Source organism: Kribbella sp. NPDC023855 (genome assembly GCF_040639475.1).
Taxonomy (GTDB): domain Bacteria; phylum Actinomycetota; class Actinomycetes; order Propionibacteriales; family Kribbellaceae; genus Kribbella.
Map to the genome: position 1 here is coordinate 315,241 of NZ_JBFAAA010000006.1, position 19,497 is coordinate 334,737.

The following is a 19,497-nucleotide window of genomic DNA, read 5'->3' on the forward strand; positions in this document are numbered from 1 at the left end:
CAGAGGCGGAGCAGGCTCGTGTCGTACCGCGGGTGCGTGAGGGGATGCACCGCCACGCCTCGCCGGAGGCGGCGCGCTCCGACGCCGTGCTTCTCCCGCCACGGGCGGAGCAGGCGTGCAGCGTGCCGCCTGCACCTGAGGGGGTGCACCGCGACGCCTCGTCTCTCCCGGCGGATGCGGAGCAGATGCGCGTCGTCCCGCAGGCACCCGGCCGGACACACTCGGCCGCCGCGCCGCTCCTGCCGGAGGCACGCTCTCGTTGTCTGCCTCGGGTGTTGGGAGGGCGGCGAGGGGAGGTGGGGGCTGCTGTGGTGGATTTTGTGATGGTTTCTGTGGTGGTGGTGCCGTTGTTTTTGGGGATTTTGCAGGTGGGGTTGTTCTTGTATGTGCGGAACACGATCACGGCGGCGGCCTCCGAAGGGGCGCACTATGCGGCGGTGCTGAATCGGGAGCCGGGGGACGGTGAGGCGCGGATGCGGGAGTTGGTGAACGGGGTGGTGCGGGGTGAGTTGATCGACTCGGTCGAGGGGCAGGCGACCGACGTGGACGGCCAGCCCGGCGTACTGGTGGTGGTGAAGGCGCACATGCCGCCGCTCGGGTTGTGGGGACCGGGAATCGAGTTCACCGTCGAAGGGCACGCGATCAAGGAGACCGGCGAATGATCCGGTGGTCGCGCAGACGTGATGAGCAGGGCAGTGCGGTGGTGGAGTTCTTGTGGCTCGCCTTGTTGATGCTGGTGCCGCTGGTCTACGTGATGCTTGGGGTGTTCGACGTGCAGCGAGCCTCGTACGGCGCGACCGCCGCGACTCGGGCGGCCGGGCGGGCCTTCATCATCGTGCCGGCCGGGTTGTCGGAGGACGACGCACGGGCGCGTGCTTTCGAGGCCGCTCGGCTCGCCATGAAAGACCAGGGGATGGACCTCAGCTCCGACCAACTGAAGATCACCTGCAGTCCCGCCTGCCTGGAGCCGGGCTCCACCGTCACCGTCGAGCTCGACGCCGAAGTACCGCTTCCGCTCATCCCCGACGCACTCGGTGGCGAGCGACCCGCGATCCACGTCAGCGCCTCACACACCGAGCCGTACGGCGACTACCGCGAAGCCAAGGGCACCGGATGAAACTCCACCCACGAACCGCCTTGCCGGCATTCAACCTCGAGCGGCCGAACGCGCGGACGAGGAAGCGTGGCGAGCAGGGGCAAATGACGGTGCTCATCATCGGTTTCGCCGCAATCGTCTTGATGATGATCGTCGTGGTGACCGACATCTCGAAGGTGTTCCTGGTCCGGCGGGACCTCGACGCGACAGCCGACGGCGCGGTGCTTGCCGCAGCCAACGGGTTGGCTGCGATCTACGCCCAACCAGGTGCCGGAAGCAACGCCGCGATCGACCCCGAGGAGGCGCGACGGTTGACCGCGGAGTACCTGGACGCGGTCGGTGCTGACAATCGCTTCTCCGGGCTGGACTGGTCCGCCGACGTCACCGGAACCACCGTGACCGTCACCTTGTCGTCCTCGGTCGACCTGCCGTTCGAACCACCCGGCTGGCCGGGCAGCACCGACATCGCCTCGGACGCCGCGGCCGTAGTACCGATTCGCTGAACAGCCACCGGTCGAGCCGGCCGATGGCACGATAGGGGCCATGGACATCGATCTGGCAGGTCGGCGGGCATTGGTTTCGGGTTCCAGCCAAGGGATCGGGCTGGCGATCGCCACCGAACTGGCGCGATCCGGCGCCGCGGTGGTGGTCAACGGACGCGGCCAGGAGAAGACCGAACAGGCCGCGGCCGCAGTACGGCGCGAAGTGCCAGACGCCGAAGTGACTGCGGTGGCAGCCGATCTCGCCTCGGGGGACGGCGCAGGCGAACTGTTCGCGGCTGTCGGCGAACTCGACATCCTGGTGAACAACCTCGGCATCTTCGACGCGAAGCCGGTGCTGGAGATCGACGACGACGAGTGGCGCCGGTACTTCGAGGTGAACGTCCTGTCGGCGGTCCGGCTGATCCGGCACTACCTGCCCGGGATGATGGAGCGCGGCTTCGGCCGGGTGATGAACATCGCCAGCGACTCGGCCGTGGTCACGCCGCTGGAAATGGTCCACTACGGCGTCACGAAGACGGCTCTGCTCGCCGTGACTCGCGGGTTCGCGAAGGCGGCCGCCGGCACCGGTGTCACCGTGAACTCGGTGATGGCCGGTCCGACCCACACGCCGGGTGTCGAGGAGTTCGTCGGCGAGCTGGTCGGGGACGAGTTGCCGTGGGACGAGGCGCAACGACAGTTCATGAAGGAGCACCGGCCGTACTCGCTGATCCAGCGCCTGATCGAGCCGCCGGAGATCGGCAACATGGTCGTCTACCTGAGCTCCGACCTGGCCTCGGCGACCACCGGTGGCGCCATCCGCGTCGACGGCGGCTACATCGACTCGATCCTGCCGTAGTACTGCGGGCTGAGCCTGCGTCGGCGACCGGCGTTCATCCCCGTACGTCGGGTCCGAGGTCGAAGCGGATCCCGGCCCGGAGCATCGTCGTGGCGGACAGGCCGATCAGGTCGCGGAACGTCTCGCTGAAGTGGGACGGGGTCGCGAATCCGGCGTCCATGGCCGAGCGCGTGAGATCGTGCCCGGCGACCGTGTCGCGGATCGTGGAGATCATCCGGTTCCAGCGCTGATACCCGCGGAACGAAGTACCGCACTGCCTGCTGAACAGTCGCAGGAAATGGGTGGTGGACAGACCCAGTTCCGCGGCAACCTGCTCGGCGCGGAAGGTCCGGGCCGGATCACTGCGAATAGCGGAGGCCACCTGCTCGATGCGTGGATCGACGACCTGTACCGGCGCGGCGACGGCCCGCGCGTAGATGCGTTCCGGCTCCACGCTCTCGGCGCGACAGAGCTCGATCAGTTCCCGTTCCCGCCGGTGGTGAAGGCCGAAAGGGCCCGCGGCCTCCGTCATCACGTCGGCGATCACCGTGGCGGGTGCACTCGCCGGATCGACGAACAACGTCAGAATCCATCCCTCGGTGGCGACGGCGCGCTGGGTCGTGCGGGCGGGGGCGAAGGAACTGCCGGTGCGGATCTGCCCGTAGGCCCCGGTATGGAGGACAAGTGGCGCGTCCAGGCCGACGGTGAGCATCGCGACCGAGGGGGCATGTGGCTGCACGCCGAGATCCGGGCCGATGTAACCGATGTGACCCGGCCGCATCCAGGCCACGGGTGTCCGCTGCGCACCGCAGATTTCCGAAAGCGCACCGGTCGTCACGGCTGCCAGGGTAGCGCCAGGCCGCCTGGAACCAGCGGCCGACGAGAGCACGAGGCTCGACCCGGAGGACACATCATGCGAGGCAAAGTTCCCCTGCGAATGCGGATTCTGGCGGCGCTCAGCCCGGCGCCGGACTGGGATTCGATCACCCCGGCGCAGGTCATCGAGTACCGCGAGGCGCTGCACCGCAAGCGCAGTTCGGCCCTGGTCGGGCTGGTCACCGGCCGGCCGGATCGCGGAGCGCGGATCACTACGCACGCCCTCGAGTTGCCGGGACGCCGGCTGGACGTCCGCGTGTACCAACCGGAGCAAGGCGGCTCGGGGTTGCCGCTGATCATTGCGTTCCATGGCGGCGGTTTCATCACCGGTACGCCGGATCAGGACGACTGGTTGCTCAGTCACGTCGCGGCCAACTGCCCGGCCGTGGTCGCATCGGTCGACTATCGGCTGGCACCGGAGCACCCGGTACCGGCGGCTGTCGACGATGCGTACGAAGCGACGGATCGCCTCGTGGCGGAAGCCGCGCGGTGGGGAGCCGATCCGGCGCGGACCGTCGTGCTCGGCTCCAGCGCGGGAGCCACGCTCGCGGCTCTCACCTCGATCCGGGCGGCCGAGCTGGGCACGCCACTGCACGCCCAGGTGCTGATCAACCCGCAACTCGACTGGACCGACAGCGTCTTCCAGTTCCCCTCGTTCACCGAGAACGCGGACGCTCCGACCGCCACGCCGGCCAACTGCCGTGCGGTGAAGCGCATCGCGATTCCCGCGTCCTTCGACCCCCGGACGATCTCGCCGTTGCGGCATGACAACCTCGCGGGACTCCCGCCGGCCCTCATCCAGTCCGCGGGTCTGGACACCCTTGAGGACCAGGCACCGGCCTTCGCCGAGCGGCTGCGACAGGCGGGCGTCGACGTGACGCTCACCCGCTATCCGCGAGCCACCCACGCGTTTCTGAGCATGTCGGGCGTGGTCCCCGCAGCCCATCCCGCACGCGCCGAGATACTCACCTTCCTGCGAAGTCAGCTGCTGGAGCACTCGGACGCGGCAGCGCGGTAGGCGCGACTGCGGTGTGCGCGGCTACTCAGTTGCTGTAGACGGTTGGGTTGTCGTGCAACCACTGGGTGAAGGTGCGGGCCGGGTGGCCCGTGACGAGCTCGACGGTCTGCTCCAGCGGATGCGGGCTGCCGACGCGGGACGCCCAGTACGCCATGAGTAACGCGAGCCGCGCCGGGTCGCGCATGGTGCTCGACATCTCTTCGAAGGCCTGGTCGGGAGTGAGCTCGACAACCTCGACCGGTACGCCGGTGACTTCGGTGATGAGCCCGAGCTGGTGGCGGCGGGTCATCGATTCGGGGCCGGTCATCGGGTAGACGGCGCCGTCGTGCGCGCCACCGGGACCGTCCAGCAGCACCTTGAGTGCCACGTCGGCGATGTCCTGCTCGTGGATCGGTGCTTCTTCGGCGTCCAGGTAGGGCAGCCGGATCTGGCCGCTCGCCCGGAGCTGGTACGACCAGAAGATCGCGTTCGACATGAAGGTGCCGGGCTGCAGCCGGGTGGTCGCGTAGGCGCCGCCGGCGATGACGCGCTCGGCGCCGATGTGCGGGTCGCCGGCCAGGTCCTCGCTGCCGTTGCCGCTGTCTGCTTGGGCGGACAGCGACGAGAGCAGGACGACCTGCTTGACGCCGGCGGTCTCGGCGGCTTCGACGAAGAGCTCGGCGGTGGCCGGGTCGGCGTACAGGAAGACCTGGGTGATGCCGTCGAGGGCGGTCGCGAGGGAGACGGGGTCGGCGGGGTTGAGGGCGATGGCACCGAGGCGGTCGCCGGGCTCGCGGCTGGCGACGCGGACGTCACGGCCCTGAGCGACGAGGCCGGCGTGCACCGCGCGGGCGATCTTGCCGCGGCCGCCGGTGATGAGGATCGACATGTACTGACTCCAAAAATGTAGTGACTACAACAATGGATGAAGTAAAGCATGTCGGTCTAGGCTTCGTCCATGGAGATGACGCCGGAGCTGCATGGAACCCCTGACGTGGAGACCGGGGTAGGGCGGCGGGAGCGGAAGAAGTTGCGGACCCGGCAGCTGATTTCGGACCTTGCGACCGAGATGTTCATGGAGCGTGGGTTCGACCACGTCACGGTCGCCGAGGTGGCGAAGGCCGCCGATGTCGCGGTGCAGACCGTCTTCAACCACTTCCCGGCCAAGGAAGACCTCTTCTTCGACGCCCAGGACTGGTGGCAAGGCCCAGCCCAAGCAATCCGCGAGACCCCGGTCCCCGCAGCGCCAGCCGGTGGTGAGGTGGTGGACGCGTTGGAGAAGCACTATTTGCAGGGGATTCGAGGGCGGTTGCGGTCGGGGCAGTTGGCTACCTGGAAGGCGTTTGCGCGGACTATCGAGGAGAGTCCTGCTCTACTCGCTCGGCGGCGGAGGAATGCTGAGGAGATGGAGGCGTTGATGGTCGAGGCGCTGCTGGAGCGGGATCCGCGGGTCAGTCCGTTGCTCGCGCAGTTGCTCGCAGCGCAGTACGCGGCGGCGCAGAAGGTGTTGGAGGCTGAGCTCGCTCGGCTCCTGCCGGACAGCCCCAACGGCGTTCAGCTGGCGCACGTCGAGGAGGCGCTGGAGCAGGCGGTCTCTGCGGTGTTCGGCGCCCTCAGGCACGGCCTCCGGCTGTAGCGAGCCCGGTGGAGTGCCGCTGGATTGCTGACGGGTGGCGGGGAGCGGGTACGCTACTTGGTTGTGGCTGGACCTGATTTCGATGCGGACCTGAAGCAACTCGACGCGACCCTGACCTCGATCGAGAAAGTTCTCGATCTGGAGGGCATGCGCCGCGACATCGCCGACCTCGGCGAGCAGGTCGCCGCGCCCGATCTGTGGAACGACCAGGCCAACGCGCAGAAGGTGACCTCGAAGCTGTCCCGGCTGGAGGCCGACCTCGACCGGGTCACCACCTTGCGCGGCCGGATCGAGGACCTCGGCATCATGGTCGAGATGGGCCGCGAGGAGAACGACGCGGACACCCTGGCCGAGGCGGAGAAGGAGATCGGCTCGCTGTCCAAGGCGGTCCAGTCGCTCGAGGTCCGCACCCTGCTGTCCGGCGAGTACGACGAACGCGAGGCGCTCGTCACGATCCGTTCCGGCGCCGGTGGCGTCGACGCGGCCGACTTCGCCGAGATGCTGCAGCGGATGTACCTGCGCTGGGCCGAGCGGCACGGGTACGGCACCGAGGTCTACGACACGTCGTACGCCGAAGAGGCCGGGCTCAAGTCGACCACGTTCGGCATCAAGGCGCCGTACGCCTACGGCACGCTGAGCGTCGAGACGGGCACGCACCGGCTGGTCCGGATCTCCCCGTTCGACAACCAGGGCCGCCGGCAGACCTCGTTCGCCGCGGTCGAGGTGGTCCCGGTGCTGGAGCAGACCGACGAGATCGACGTCCCCGAGGAAGAGCTGCGGATCGACGTCTACCGGTCGTCCGGCCCCGGTGGGCAGAGCGTCAACACGACCGACTCGGCGGTCCGGATCACCCACATCCCGACCGGCACGGTGGTCTCCTGCCAGAACGAGAAGTCCCAGCTGCAGAACAAGGCCTCCGCGATGGTGATCCTGAAGGCCAAGCTGCTGGCGCTGAAGAAGGCCGAGGAGCGGGCCGAGATCGACGCGCTGCGCGGTGACGTGCAGGGTTCGTGGGGCGACCAGATGCGCTCCTACGTCCTGCACCCGTACCAGATGGTCAAGGACCTGCGGACGCTCTACGAGTCTGGCAACACCAGCGGTGTCTTCGACGGCGAGATCGACGACTTCATCGAGGCCGGCATCCGCTGGCGCCGCACCGGCCAGACTGCCGCCGAGCAGAACTAGCAGATCCCCGTACGACGCAGTGCAACCGTGAACCGAGCAGCTCTCCGAGCCGACTGCGCCAATTGTTTCGGCCTGTGCTGCGTCGCCCTGACGTTCTCGAGGTCGGCCGATTTCCCGATCGACAAGGACGCCGGCGAACCATGCCGGAACCTGCAAGAGGATTTCCGGTGCGGCATCCACCAGAAGCTGAGGCCGGAAGGCTTTCAGGGGTGCACGGTTTACGACTGCTTCGGTGCGGGCCAGAAGATCTCGCGGCTGGCCGGCAAAAGCTGGCGTGAGCAGCCGGGCCAGCAGATGTTCGAGGCGCTGCCGATCATGCGACAGCTCCACGAACTGCTTTGGTACCTCGCGGACGCGACCGAGCGGGCCGAGGCGCGGTCGCTCCATCCGCAGCTCCGTCAGGCGAGCGAGCGGATCGAGCAGCTGACCCTCCAACCCGACCTGACCAGCGTCGACCTGCCGGGCGAACGGGCCAAGGTCAACGAGCTGCTCCTGCAGACCAGCAAACTCGTCAGAGGCAAGCAGAGCAAGGCAAAGGAACGCCGCGGAGCCGACCTGTTCGGAGCCAAACTCCGCGGCGCGGACCTACGATTCGCCAACCTCCGAGGCGCCTACCTGATCGCCGCCGACCTTCGAGGTGCAGACCTGCGGCAAGCAGACCTGATCGGCGCCGACCTCCGCGACACCAGAGTCGAGAGCGCCGACCTGACCGGCGCCCTCTTCCTGACCCAGTCCCAAGCCAACGCAGCCCGAGGCGACTCCAAGACCAAGCTCCCACCCGCAGTAACCCGCCCACCCCACTGGACCCCGTAGACGCACCCCGTGCGATCTGAGGCAACAACGCGACTGCACCTGTCGCGGGTTGTTGGCGTGCAGTCAAGACGGCACCGGCAGGATCTACCCGAGAGCGGGTGCGCCCGGCGTGAGGCAGTCGCAAGTCGCGCGACGCAGGAGCGCCAAGCAGTGCTAGAACCGAAGCGACGTATGAGCGGAGGTGGCGGGCGTGGGCGGCCGGCGGGTCCGGCGGGCGTGAGGTAGTCGCAGGTCGCGCGACGCAGGAGCGCCTAAGCCAAGGGTGGGTGGGAGCGTCCCAGAACCGCAGCGACGTAGGAGCGGAGGTGGCGGGCGCGTGGGCGTCGTACACACCCCGAGCCCGCCAGCCCTGCCACCGGGTTACTTGGAACGGAGTTGGTGGGTTACTGGGGTCATCAGTAGGGAGATGGCGGTGATCGCGAGGGCTACCGCCGCCAGTGCGCCGCCCTGGCCCCAGGAAGTGCCGGCCAGGGACAGGTACGCCGTACCGACGGTTGCCGCCCCGAGGGCGAGACACGTCTGCTGGCTGGTGAGCAGGATGCCGCTGCCGAGCCCAGCCTGGGCCGGCGGGACCTGGCCGAGCACCACACCCATCAGCGGAACCATCACCAGACCGCCGCCGAACCCTGCGATCAGCATGGGGATCGCCAGCGTCCACGGCGTCACGTCCGGCCACAAGGTGAGCGCGACCACCGCCAGTACGGCGTACCCGACGGACTGGATGATCCAGCCGCGCAACAGCAGACCGGCGCCGAACCGCTGCTGCAGACGAGGCCCGTAGACCGACGTGATCAGGAAGCCGACCGCCATCGGCAGCAGGCTCAGACCGCCTTCCAGTGGGGACATCCCGGCCTCGCCCTGGGTGGCCAGCGCGAAGACGAACATGAACCCGCCGAAGGTGGTGAAGAACCCGACGGCCAGCAGCAGGCCGATCCGCATCGGGCGCAGCCGTAGTACGGACGGAGGGATCAGGGGAGCGGAGCCGGCCTTCTCCGCACGATGCTGGTGTACGCCGAGCAGCGCGACCGCCGGAATCGTGGCAGCCAGTGAGGCCCAGGTCCAGGCCGGCCAGCCGAGCGGGCGTCCCTCGGTCAGGGGGAGCAGCAGCAGGACCAGCGCGAGCGCGAGGAGCCCGGCGCCGACCAGGTCGACCCGCTGCGCCTTGTCGGCACGAGTCTCGGGCAACAGCCTCACGGCAGCCACCACCGCGACCAGCCCGACCGGGACGTTGACCAGGAACACAGCCCGCCAGCCGAGGTCGAACACGTTGGCCTCGACCAGGACACCACCGAGGATCTGGCCCAGCGCGGCCGCCGCCCCACCCGCGACGCCGAACATCGCCATCGCGCGGGCCCGGTGTTCGCCGGTGAGCAGGCTGCTGATCGAAGCGAGCACCTGGGGCGTCATCGCCGCGGCCGCCGCACCCTGGACGACGCGGGCGGCGAGCAGTACGCCGATGGTCGGTGCGATCGCGCAGATCAGCGACATCACCGTGAAGCCGATGAGCCCGGCCAGGAACAGCCGCTTGCGGCCGAAGCCGTCGCCGAGCCGGCCGCCGACCACGAGCAGCGTCGCGTTGGCGATGCCGTAGCTGCCGACCACGAGCTGCAGCTCACCCGCGTTCGCCTGCAGATCCGTGCCGATCGCGGGCAGCGCGACATTGATGATGAAGAAGGACAGCATCGGCAGGAAGGCGCCGAAGAGCAGAGTCGTGAGAGCAACGGGGCCGAGCGGTGACTTGACCGGTGGTGGGGTGACCACCGGGGCGGATTGGAGCTGATCTGTCATGAGCCCCAGCATGCGCGCTGCCGCAAGCTGGTGGTGAGAGCCTGGTTATCCTGGTATTGGCAGCACCTGGCACCAGCCTTTCCCGCGGCCAGTCGAGCCTGCACGATAAAAGGGTGACTCTCGTGAGCAGCATGCCAGCCGGCACCGACAAGGACGAGCGCCGCCGGGCCATGTCGGCCTTCCTGCGCAGCCGGCGCGAGCGCATCCAGCCTGAAGAAGTCGGCTTCGCGCCAGGAGGCCGTCGCCGTACGCCGGGTCTGCGGCGTGAGGAGGTCGCCCAGCTCGCCGGGGTCGGAGTCACTTGGTACACCTGGCTGGAGCAGGGGCGCGACATCAACGTGTCCGCCCAGGTGCTCGAAGCGATCTCCCGGACGCTGCGGCTCGACCGGCTGGAGCGGAACCACCTCTACACACTGGCGGGCCTCGTGCTCGGCCCGGCCAAGGGTGACTGCGCCTCGCTCCCCGGCTCCGTCCAGAAGATGCTCGACCAGCTCTCGCCGTACCCAGCGCAGGTGCTGAACTCCCGGTACGACGTCCTGGCGTTCAACGACGCCTACTGCAAGGTGATCATCGACATCGACGCGATCCCGATCGAGGAGCGCAACCTGCTCTGGCTGACCTTCGCGTCGAAGGAGTGGCGCTGCGCCTTCGCCGACAGCGATTCGATCAAGCTGCACATGGTCGCGGCGTACCGGGCCGCGTCCGCTGACCACCTCGGCGAGCCGAGCTGGCAGGACCTGACCGGACGGCTGCTGGCGAGCTCACCGCTGTTCGCCGAGCTCTGGGAGCGGTACGACGTCGCCGCGCCGAGCTCGAAGGTCAAGGTGCTGAACAACGAGCGGGTCGGGTTGCTGCGGATGGAGGCGGTGAACCTGTGGCTGAGCCAGCTCGGTCAGCTGCGGTCGACCGTCTACACGCCGGTGGACGAGGAGACCGAGGCCAAGCTGCGGCTGCTCGTCGACGGATGATTGCCGGGGGCAATAGCTGCCCCCGGCAACCTCTTGTCCCGCGAGCGGGACCCCCACGCACGACCGGGCGACGGGGCGGAGCGGCCGGTCGTGCGGAGACCGGCCGACGGACCTGAGGCGGGGTCCGCCGGCCGATCCGGTTCAGCTGATCGGGATACCGGGGTTGGCCAGACCCCGCCCGCCGATCACGGTGTTGGTGCGGTCGATGGTCACCTTGCAGGTGGACGCGTTGTAGTTGGTGATGTTGAACGCGTACCGCCCCGAGCCGGTCGCGCCGGTCAGGTCCGAGGTGTTGTTGCGGAAGACCGTTCCGCAGCCCCAGCCGGACTGCTGGGTGTGGGTCTCGAACCCGTTGTTGGTGGTGTTCTTGCCGGTGTTGTTCTCGATCAGGTAGTTGTTGCCCTTGACATCGATCCAGCTGTCGTCGTAGTTCGCGCCGGTCAGCCCGCGGCCGTCGAAGGAGTTGCCGGCCACCCGGCCGTTCTTGGTGCCCTCCTTCAGGTCGATGGCCTCGCCGCCGACGTCCGGACCGATCACGTTGTCGAGGATCTGCACGTTGTCGGAGTTGTCCGTGGTACCACCGGCGCTGCCGACGTACACCCCTTCGCCCATCCCGCGGCCGTCGTTGCCGGTGTCGTAGATCTTCGAGTTGCGGATCGTGCCGTAGGTGCTGCTGTTACGGAAGTGCACGCCCTCCATCTCCAGGCCGTGCACGGTGACGCCGTCGATCACGACACGGGTGGCCCGGTCGATCATGATGCCCTTCTGGCCGCCGGTGACGGTGATGCCCGACACCTGCCAGTGGCTCGCACCGTCGAGGTGCAGGCCGTACCCACCGCCGGCGGTTAGCACCGCCCGCGCAGTACCGGTGAGCCTGATCGGTGCCGAGGAGGTGCCGGAGACCGTGGTCTTGAAGTTTCCGGTGTAGGTGCCGTCGGCAAGTTTGATGACGTCGCCCGGCCGGGCGTTGGTCAGCGCGGCTTTGAGCTCCGTCGCCGTGCTGACGTTGATGGTTGTCTCCGGGGTCTCCGGAGCCGACGTGGTCGGGAAGTCGTCCGGGGTACGGATCCGGTCGCGGACCCAGACGCCGGCGGGCTTCAGCATCGAGGTGCCGGTGAAGTTGTTCCCGGCGCAGGTGCCCTCCTTGAAGACCGCACCGGAGCGGAAGTCGTCGGAGAAGTTCCAGTTGGTCCAGCCGATCTTCTTGCTGGCCAGGAAGTCCAGGTACTTCTGCGAGTAGGCGAAGTCGTTGGCGTCCTCACCGGCGAAGTTCTGGGTGCCGAACTCGGTGACGAACAGCGGGATCTTGTCCGCGGCCCGCGACAGCGCGTTGAAGTACTCGTCGTGGTGCGACGCGGCGTAGAAGTGGAAGGTGTACATGAAGTTCGTCGCGTTGATCGGGTTGTTGATCACGTCGGCTTCGGTCCGGCCGTCGGACACGCCCAGCGAGGCCCAGCCGTGGGTGCCGACGAACACCACGCTGTCGGGGTCCTTGGCGCGGATGACGGGGATCAGCTGCTCGGCGTAGTTCTTGATCCCGGCCCAGCTGACGTTGTTCGGCTCGTTGGCGATGTCGTAGATGATGTTGGTCTTGTTCTTGTGCCGCTCGGCGATCTCGGCGAAGAACGTCTTGGCCTTGGCCGTGTAGACGTTCGGGTCACCCGGGTCGAGCTGGTGCCAGTCGACCAGCGCGTACATGCCGCGCTTGGTGGCTTCCTCGATGTAGCCGTGGACCATGTCGGTGAACTTGCGCGGGTCGGTCTCGTAGCCGCCTTCCTTCGCGGCGACGTACATCGAGATCCGCAGGATGTCGGCGTTCCAGTCGGTCGCGAGCGCGTCCAGGGAGGCCGTCTTCACGCAGTTGGCGTACCACTGCAGGCCGTGCGTGCTCATCCCGCGCAGCTGGATCGGGTTGCCGTACTGGTTGCAGAGCTTGGTGCCGCAGACGCGCAGCTGACCGTTGATCGAGACCGGCGTGCCGACGGGACCGGGACCCTGGACGGTGTCGACTGTCAGCGAGTCCGCGTTGGGGCCACCGTTCGCGGTGACCGCGGTGGTCTTGATCTTGTTGGTCCCGGCAACCAGTGTCGCGGTGGCGGTGACGGTCTTGTACGTCGTCCACGCGCCGGTACCCGGGAATGCGAGGTCATCGGCGGCGAGCGTTCCGTTCACGGTGACATCGAGCGGGCGGTTGGCCGTGGTGCCGTTGGCGTAGCGGAAGGTGAGGGAGTACGAGCCGGCCGTCGGTGCGGTCACGGTGTACTCCACCGAGCTGCCGACGACGTTGTCGAAGTTGACGAAGCCGGTGCCGGTGAAACCGGCGTGGTTCGACTCGACGACACCTTGGGAGATGGTGGCTGCTTCGGACTCGTAGTTGACTGCGGCGGCGGAGCTGGGGCCCGCACCGGTTGTGACGAGTGCCGTCGCGGCAAGCGCGGCACCCGCAACCAGGGCGACCCATCGGGGGCGGATCATGGGTGAGCCTCCTACTGCGTCAGGGGCGGGGACGAGAGAGGGACTGTTATTAGGAAACTTTCCTAATAGATTTCCCGGAACTTAGCCCTGATACAGCACGCTGTCAATTGGTCGCCAACGGTGCCCGGCCTAATTCCCGTGGGGCGGAACTACCGCCGCCGATCGAGCTTCCAGCGGGCGAATTGCACCGGCCGAATTGCACCGGGCCGAATCGCAGTGGCCGGATCCCGTGGCCGGCGCCAGGGGGCGGATCGAGGGAGCCGGAGCTCAGCGGACGGTGTCGCGGATTCCGGAAAGGTGCGAGCGGACCCGGAGGGTGGCGCGCTCGGGGTCCCGGGCGCGGATCGCGTCGACGATCGATTCGTGTGCCACCTGGTCGGCGGTCGCCCGGTGCCGACCACTCGGGCGGTCGAGCCGCAGCATGTCGAGCATCGCCCGGCGGACCCGCGGTACGAAGGTGTCGAACAGTTCCGCGAGCACCGGGTTGTGCGCGGCTGTGACAACAGCTCGGTGGAACACGAGGTCAGCTTCGACGTACTCCGCATCCGCCGCCTCGCGGGCTGCCGTGTCGCGCTCCGCGAGCACCTGCCGGAGTAGCCGCAGATCAGCCGGCGTACGGCGATGCGCGGCCAGACGCGCGGCCTCCGTCTCGATCGCGAGTCGACATTCCAGTACATCGGCGATGTCCGCCCGGTGCAGGACCAGTTCCCACTCCTGCGCCGGCTGGGTGGCGATCACGAACACCCCTGCGCCCTGACGGCTCTCCAGGACCCGCTGACCCGCCAACTCGCGGACGGCCTCCCGGATCGTCGACCGGCCGACACCCAACTGGGTCGCCAGTGTCGTCTCGCCGGGCAGCTTGTCGCCGGGGGTCCATTCGCCCGCGCCGATGCGGCGCAGCAACTCTTCTGCCGCCTGCTCGGCGAGGGGATGGCGGCGAATCATGACTGCCATCTTAACTTCTCAGCTTGTCTGAGGAGTTGTCTCGGTCTAGAGTGGCCGGCATGTCGTGCAGCGGCCTGCTTCTCGGGTGCCACGGCGGGGCCTGAATCCGACTGGCACCCCGCCGTGGAGTCGAGCGTGCGCCGGTCGCAAACCCGCTGCAGCAAAGGAAATCCGCGACATGTTCCCTCAATGCCCGTCCGGCATGCCCAGCCACCGCTACCGCGATGTGCACGCCCGGGTCGAGATCCCACTGACCGACCGCCGCTGGCCCGAACGATCGATCACCTCCGCGCCACTGTGGGTGCCGGTCGACCTCCGGGACGGCAACCAGGCACTGCCCGAGCCGATGGATCCGGCCCGCAAGCGCCGGTTCTTCGACCTGATGGTTGCCATCGGCTACAAAGAGATCGAGGTCGGCTACCCGTCCGCCTCGCAGACCGACTTCGACTTCGTCCGGCTGCTCGCCGAGTCGGACCTGGTGCCTGACGACGTGACCATCGCGGTGTTCACACCGGCCCGGCCGGACCTGATCGCCCGCACGCTGGAATCGATCAAGGGCATCCGCACCCCGGTCGTCGTGCACATGTACGCCGCGACCGCCCCGGCCTGGCGCGAGCTGGTACTGCGTCGCAGTCGCGCCGAACTCGCCGCGATGATCTTCGCCGGTGCCGAGCAGGTCCTGCGGGCCGCACCGGCGAACGTACGGTTCGAGTTCTCGCCCGAGGTCTTCAACCTGACCGAGCCCGACTACATCCTCGAGCTCTGCGACGGTGTGACCCGGCTCTGGGATGCGACCCCGGAGCGCCCGGTCATCCTGAACCTGCCGGCCACGGTGGAGGTCGCCACCCCCAACATCTATGCCGACCAGATCGAGTACATGGACCGGAACCTGGCCCGGCGCGACGGCGTGATCCTGTCGGTGCACCCGCACAACGACCGCGGGACCGGTATCGCCTGTGCCGAGCTCGCCGTACTGGCCGGCGCACAGCGGGTCGAGGGCTGCATCTTCGGCAACGGTGAGCGCACCGGCAACGTCGACATCGCCACCCTCGCGCTCAACCTGCACGCTCAGGGGGTCGACCCGATGATCGACTTCTCCAACATCGACGAGATCCGCCGGGTCGTCGAGTACTGCACCCGCCTCGACGTACCCGCCCGGCACCCGTACGTCGGGGATCTCGTCTACACCGCCTTCTCGGGGACCCACCAGGACGCGATCAAGAAGGGCCTGGCCGACCACCACCGTCGGGCGGCCGAAGCGGGGGTCCCCTCCTCCGAACACCCATGGGCCGTCCCCTATCTGCCGATCGACCCGGCAGACGTGGGCCGGACGTACGACGCCGTGATCCGGGTCAACAGCCAGTCGGGCAAAGGCGGGATCGCCTACCTGCTCGAAACGGAGTACGGCATCGAGCTGACGCCCGAGGAGCAGGTCGAGTTCGCCCACCACGTCCAACGCCACACCGACCGAACCGGGACTGAAGCGACGCCGGCCCAGCTGCACGACCTCTACAAGAGCTATTCGTCAGCTAACTAGGCAGTGTCGCGGGACGGCCAGCCGGCTCGCAGGGCGGTGAGGGTTACCGCGATTGCGGGCCGGCGGGCTGTCGCGGTGCGCCAGACGGCGTACAGGCGGCGGGTCGGGGCGGGCTGGAGGGGGATGGCGACTACTCCGGAAGGCAGCGGGCCGCGGCCGAGGCGGGGGAGCAGGCCGATGCCGATGCCTCGGGCAAGTAAGGCGAGCTGGGTCTGGTACTCCGCGATCAAGTAGGCGACCTCTGGCTCCACGCCGGCCTTGCGCATCGTGCGGACCAGCCACTCGTGGCAGATCGACCCGGCCGGCTGGCAGATCCAGCGCTCGCCGACCAGGTCGTCCGCGCGCACGAACTCCTTGCCCGCCAGCCGATGCGAGGTCGGCACCAGGACGTCGGCGGGGTCGGTGCCGAGCTTCGTGCGGGACAGCTCCTCCGGGATCGTGAGCGGAGTGTTGTGCCAGTCGTGCACGATGGCGATCTGGATCTCCCCGCGGGTGACCGCGGCAACCGCCTCGAACGGGTCCGTCTCGATCACGCTCACCTCGAGGCCCGGATGCTGGTCGATCAGTTGCGGCAGGACGGCCGGGAGCAGCCCGCGAGCGGCGGTCGGGAAAGCGGCGATCGCCAGCGAGCCGATCGCCTGGCCGCGCTGCTCCTCCAACTGGAGCTCGGCGTTCTCGACCAGTTGCAGGACGTGGGACGCCGTGGCCGCGAGCTGCTGGGCGGCGTCGGTGAGGACAATGCCGCGCCCTCGCTTCTCGATCAGCGTCGTCCGCGTCTCGCGCTCCAACTTGGCGAGCTGCTGCGAGACCGCCGACGGGGTGTAACCAAGGGCCTCCGCCGCGCCGCCGACCGATCCGTACGTCGCGACGGCGTGCAGCGCGCGCAACCTGCCCAGATCGATCATGTAGATCTCCTACAACGTACGGGGTAGCAATCTTCGCTGGTTCTTAACTGTAGCCGAACCCAGACTTGGGACCATGAATCCTCGTCACGTCCTGCTGGCGCTGGCCGCCGTGGTTGTCTGGGGCATCAACTTCGTCGTCATCGAGGTCGGTCTGCAGGACTTCCCGCCGTTGCTGTTCTCGGCTCTGCGTTTCTTCTTCGCGGCTGTGCCGGCCATCTTCATCCTTGGCCGGCCACGGGTCGCCTGGCGCTTCGTGATCGGCGTGGGGCTGGCCCTCGGAGTGGCCAAGTTCGGACTGCTCTTCCTGGCAATGGATCTCGGCGTACCGGCCGGATTGGCTTCGCTGGTGCTGCAGTCTCAGGTGATCTTCACGTTGCTGTTCGCGGTCGCCGTACTGCGGGAACGCCCGCGACCCGCGCAACTGGCCGGGATCACGATCGCCTGCTGTGGTCTGGGTCTGATCCTGATCGACCGCGCGCTCACGGCGCCGCTTGGCGGGCTGGCGCTGGTGATCATGGCCGGAGCAAGTTGGGGAGTCGCCAATGTGATCACCAGGCGCGCCAAACCGCAGGACACGCTGCGCTTCATGGTCTGGGTCAGCGCGGTCGCCGTACTGCCCTTGCTTCTGCTGTCAGTGCTGACCGAGGGTGTAGGCAACGATCTCGATGCCCTGCGCAACATCAGCCTCACCGGAGTAGGTGCCCTCGGCTACCTCTCGTTCGCGGCCACCCTGTTCGGCTTCGGCATCTGGGGATTCCTCCTCCGCCAGTACGACGCCAGCACCGTCGCGCCCTTCTCCCTGCTGGTCCCGGTGATCGGGATGGGAGCGGCCTGGCTGCTGCGCGGTGAGCAGGTCGGGCCGCAACAGGCGATCGCTGCGGTCCTGATCATCGGCGGCATGGCCTGCACCGTCGTACGCCGGCGGAACCGGCAGTCCGTAGTACCGGAGGTCACTCGTACTGGTTGGCGGGCGGAGTCACAGTCTGTACTCCGGTGACGGTCAGCGCGGCGACGTCGCCATCGGCTCGCTTGGTCGGCTCGGCCCACTCGCCGGTCACGGTGACCCACTGGTTCTTGGGCGGCGCCTCCTGACCGCGGGCCTCCACCATGAACGCCGTACCGTCGGCGACGCAGCAGGTCAGGCCGATCCGCGAGACGTACCAGACACCGTTCTTGCCCGGCGTCACGAAGCCGGTCAGCTGGAAGCTGCGGCCCTTCATGCTCTCCTTCTCCCACACCGCCCAGACGGCGTAGTCCCGCACTGCGAGGGGAACCGGCGCGCTGCCCTTGGTGCTTTCGCCGAGGAAGGAGTTGTTCTTCGGTGCGATCGGTTTGGCGGCCACCGGGGACTGCCGCTGCGCCGCGTCCGCGCCGAGGGCGGGCGGGTCGACGACGAGCAGGGCGAAGACCGGGATCACCAGCAGCCAGGCGGCGCGCGGGAGCAGGTGGCCGTGACCGTGCCCGTCGTCGGCGTGCTCGTGCTTCTCACCGGCGGGCTTCTTGCGGGTGTCCGCGAGGACGTCGGCGACAGCGAGCACGACCAGGATCACGCCGGCCGCGAGCAGCATCCAGCGCATCCCGGGCTTCACGTAGCGCAGATAGGTGTTGGAGGTGGCCAGTTGCACCACCGCGGCGCCGACGAAGACGACGACCAGACCCGCGACATTGCGCCTCACAGCAGCCACCACCCGACGAGAAGACTGGACAGGATCGCGACCACGAAGGTGGCCGGAGCGAATCTGATCGCGAACTTGGGCCCGAACGTGCCGGCCTGCAGCGCGATCAGCTTCACGTCGACGATCGGCCCGACCACCATGAACGCCAGCCGCGCGGTCAGCGAGAACTGGGTCAGGCTGGCCGCGACGAACGCGTCGGCCTCGGAGCAGATCGCGAGCAGGACGGCGAGCAGGCCGAGGACGACGACCGAGAGCAGCAGGTTCGCCGCCACGTGGTCGAGCCATTCCCTCGGTACGACGACGTTCAGGGTGGCCGCGGCGGCCGCGCCGACGACCAGGAAGCCGCCCGCGTGCAGGAAGTCGTGCAGCATCGACGAGCGGAACACCTCGAGCTTCGCGGTGCCCTCGGCGTGCCGGTTCTTCGGGATCTTCAGCCAGGAGCTGCCCTTGCCGGTCGCCAGCCACAGCCAGCCGAGGACCATCGAGACGCCCAGCGAGGTGACCGCTCGCGCGACCACCACCTTCGGCTGCCCGGGGAACGCGACCGCGGTGGACGCGAGGACCACCGGGTTGATCGCCGGCGCAGAGAGCAGGAACGCGATGGCCGCCGCGGGGGTGACACCGCGGTTCATCAGCGCGGCCGACACCGGCACGGACGCGCATTCGCACCCCGGCAGGATCACGCCGGACGCGCTGGCGACCGGTACGGCGAGCGCGGGGTGCTTGGGCAGTGCCCTCGCGAAGAACGACGGCGGGATGAACGCGGTCAGTGCGGCCGAGAGGAGCACACCGAGGACGAGGAAGGGCAGCGCCTGGACGGTCACGCCGACGAACATGGTGGCCCAGGTCCGGACGCCGTCGTCGGTGAACAGCCCGGCGAAGATCTTCCGGCCGAACAGCGCCAGCCCGACCAGCACGATCAGGGTCAGCGTGAACACGATCGACGACCCGCCCGGCTCCTCGGGCCCTGGCGTTTCCGGCTCGGTGGAGGGCAGTGGCGGCGGCCCGACCGGCGCGGCGGGATCTGCCGTCGCGGCGGCGGAATCCTGCTCTGCCGTGGACGCGGCGGAGTCGGCTGGCGTGCTCATGGGCGGCATCCTGACACAGCGGAACGCGCCCGGACGAGCACACACCGCACCGGCGAAATGAAAATCAGCGTAATTCCGGCCAATAGTCACACTCGCTCGGTCCGGCAGCTCGGCCGGCCCGGGGACAGAAAAAGCCTGCGGCGCGAAGGAAATCCTGTGCCGCGGGCAGCCTGACCCGGAGCGTGGCAGGGTGGA

The 19,497-nt window shown here is 68.3% G+C and carries 19 protein-coding genes; 11 read left to right on the forward strand and 8 right to left on the reverse strand.

The window, feature by feature from the left end; translation table 11 throughout:
* Positions 1-311 precede the first annotated feature (311 nt).
* The 4 genes from AB0F51_RS23130 to AB0F51_RS23145 all read left to right on the forward strand — a co-directional run bounded on the left by AB0F51_RS23130 (position 312) and on the right by AB0F51_RS23145 (position 2,434).
* On the forward strand, positions 312-662 hold the full coding sequence (locus AB0F51_RS23130; protein WP_360283475.1) for a TadE family protein: 351 nt from the start codon (positions 312-314) through the stop codon (positions 660-662).
* Positions 659-1,117: a hypothetical protein gene (locus AB0F51_RS23135; RefSeq protein ID WP_360283127.1), complete on the forward strand. Its 459-nt coding sequence runs from the start codon at positions 659-661 to the stop codon at positions 1,115-1,117. Before AB0F51_RS23130 ends, AB0F51_RS23135 begins: the two co-directional genes overlap by 4 nt.
* Positions 1,118-1,200: 83 nt before the next feature.
* Positions 1,201-1,599, forward strand: coding sequence for a Tad domain-containing protein (locus tag AB0F51_RS23140; protein ID WP_360283129.1), 399 nt, complete (start codon positions 1,201-1,203; stop codon positions 1,597-1,599).
* A 40-nt stretch (positions 1,600-1,639) separates the two neighbouring features.
* A complete protein-coding gene (locus AB0F51_RS23145) occupies positions 1,640-2,434 on the forward strand; it encodes an SDR family oxidoreductase (RefSeq protein ID WP_360283131.1) in 795 nt (264 codons plus the stop codon).
* 34 nt (positions 2,435-2,468) lie between these two features.
* On the opposite strand, the gene AB0F51_RS23150 is transcribed toward AB0F51_RS23145, so the two are convergent.
* Entirely contained in the window at positions 2,469-3,251 is a 783-nt protein-coding gene (locus tag AB0F51_RS23150) for an AraC family transcriptional regulator (RefSeq protein ID WP_360283133.1), read from the reverse strand.
* Positions 3,252-3,326: 75 nt separating this feature from the next.
* Here AB0F51_RS23150 and AB0F51_RS23155 point away from each other — a divergent pair, with 75 nt between their 5' ends.
* The gene (locus AB0F51_RS23155; RefSeq protein ID WP_360283135.1) at positions 3,327-4,307 is read left to right on the forward strand and encodes an alpha/beta hydrolase; all 981 of its coding nucleotides are present in this window, start codon (positions 3,327-3,329) and stop codon (positions 4,305-4,307) included.
* A 25-nt stretch (positions 4,308-4,332) separates the two neighbouring features.
* Here the strand turns inward: AB0F51_RS23155 and AB0F51_RS23160 are convergent, their stop codons facing one another.
* Positions 4,333-5,175: an NAD(P)H-binding protein gene (locus AB0F51_RS23160; protein WP_360283137.1), complete on the reverse strand. Its 843-nt coding sequence runs from the start codon at positions 5,173-5,175 to the stop codon at positions 4,333-4,335.
* Between the two features lie 69 nt (positions 5,176-5,244).
* Between AB0F51_RS23160 and AB0F51_RS23165 the strand changes: the two genes are divergently transcribed.
* The 3 genes from AB0F51_RS23165 to AB0F51_RS23175 all read left to right on the forward strand — a co-directional run bounded on the left by AB0F51_RS23165 (position 5,245) and on the right by AB0F51_RS23175 (position 7,920).
* Entirely contained in the window at positions 5,245-5,922 is a 678-nt protein-coding gene (locus AB0F51_RS23165) for a TetR/AcrR family transcriptional regulator (protein WP_360283139.1), read from the forward strand.
* A 63-nt stretch (positions 5,923-5,985) separates the two neighbouring features.
* Entirely contained in the window at positions 5,986-7,107 is a 1,122-nt protein-coding gene (prfB, locus tag AB0F51_RS23170; protein ID WP_360283141.1) for a peptide chain release factor 2, read from the forward strand.
* A gap of 27 nt (positions 7,108-7,134) precedes the next feature.
* On the forward strand, positions 7,135-7,920 hold the full coding sequence (locus tag AB0F51_RS23175) for a pentapeptide repeat-containing protein (protein ID WP_360283143.1): 786 nt from the start codon (positions 7,135-7,137) through the stop codon (positions 7,918-7,920).
* Positions 7,921-8,280: 360 nt separating this feature from the next.
* On the opposite strand, the gene AB0F51_RS23180 is transcribed toward AB0F51_RS23175, so the two are convergent.
* The gene (locus AB0F51_RS23180) at positions 8,281-9,708 is read right to left on the reverse strand and encodes an MFS transporter (RefSeq protein ID WP_360283145.1); all 1,428 of its coding nucleotides are present in this window, start codon (positions 9,706-9,708) and stop codon (positions 8,281-8,283) included.
* A gap of 131 nt (positions 9,709-9,839) precedes the next feature.
* Here AB0F51_RS23180 and AB0F51_RS23185 point away from each other — a divergent pair, with 131 nt between their 5' ends.
* On the forward strand, positions 9,840-10,676 hold the full coding sequence (locus tag AB0F51_RS23185) for a helix-turn-helix transcriptional regulator (protein WP_360283477.1): 837 nt from the start codon (positions 9,840-9,842) through the stop codon (positions 10,674-10,676).
* 141 nt (positions 10,677-10,817) lie between these two features.
* Here AB0F51_RS23185 and AB0F51_RS23190 read toward each other — a convergent pair whose 3' ends face one another.
* Both AB0F51_RS23190 and AB0F51_RS23195 read right to left on the reverse strand, forming a co-directional pair.
* On the reverse strand, positions 10,818-13,151 hold the full coding sequence (locus AB0F51_RS23190) for a cellulase family glycosylhydrolase (protein ID WP_360283147.1): 2,334 nt from the start codon (positions 13,149-13,151) through the stop codon (positions 10,818-10,820).
* A gap of 267 nt (positions 13,152-13,418) precedes the next feature.
* A complete protein-coding gene (locus AB0F51_RS23195) occupies positions 13,419-14,105 on the reverse strand; it encodes a FadR/GntR family transcriptional regulator (RefSeq protein WP_360283149.1) in 687 nt (228 codons plus the stop codon).
* Positions 14,106-14,274: 169 nt separating this feature from the next.
* On the opposite strand from AB0F51_RS23195, the gene AB0F51_RS23200 reads away from it, so the two are divergent.
* Positions 14,275-15,633 (forward strand): 2-isopropylmalate synthase, encoded by a 1,359-nt coding sequence (locus AB0F51_RS23200; RefSeq protein WP_360283151.1) that lies wholly within the window; start codon positions 14,275-14,277, stop codon positions 15,631-15,633.
* On the opposite strand, the gene AB0F51_RS23205 is transcribed toward AB0F51_RS23200, so the two are convergent.
* Entirely contained in the window at positions 15,630-16,538 is a 909-nt protein-coding gene (locus AB0F51_RS23205; RefSeq protein ID WP_360283153.1) for a LysR family transcriptional regulator, read from the reverse strand. The genes AB0F51_RS23200 and AB0F51_RS23205 overlap by 4 nt on opposite strands.
* Positions 16,539-16,611: 73 nt before the next feature.
* On the opposite strand from AB0F51_RS23205, the gene AB0F51_RS23210 reads away from it, so the two are divergent.
* Positions 16,612-17,535 (forward strand): EamA family transporter, encoded by a 924-nt coding sequence (locus AB0F51_RS23210; protein WP_360283155.1) that lies wholly within the window; start codon positions 16,612-16,614, stop codon positions 17,533-17,535.
* Here AB0F51_RS23210 and AB0F51_RS23215 read toward each other — a convergent pair.
* Positions 17,489-18,214 (reverse strand): TIGR03943 family protein, encoded by a 726-nt coding sequence (locus tag AB0F51_RS23215; protein ID WP_360283157.1) that lies wholly within the window; start codon positions 18,212-18,214, stop codon positions 17,489-17,491. The genes AB0F51_RS23210 and AB0F51_RS23215 overlap by 47 nt on opposite strands.
* The gene (locus AB0F51_RS23220) at positions 18,211-19,302 is read right to left on the reverse strand and encodes a permease (RefSeq protein WP_360283159.1); all 1,092 of its coding nucleotides are present in this window, start codon (positions 19,300-19,302) and stop codon (positions 18,211-18,213) included. Before AB0F51_RS23220 ends, AB0F51_RS23215 begins: the two co-directional genes overlap by 4 nt.
* Positions 19,303-19,497: the final 195 nt, after the last annotated feature.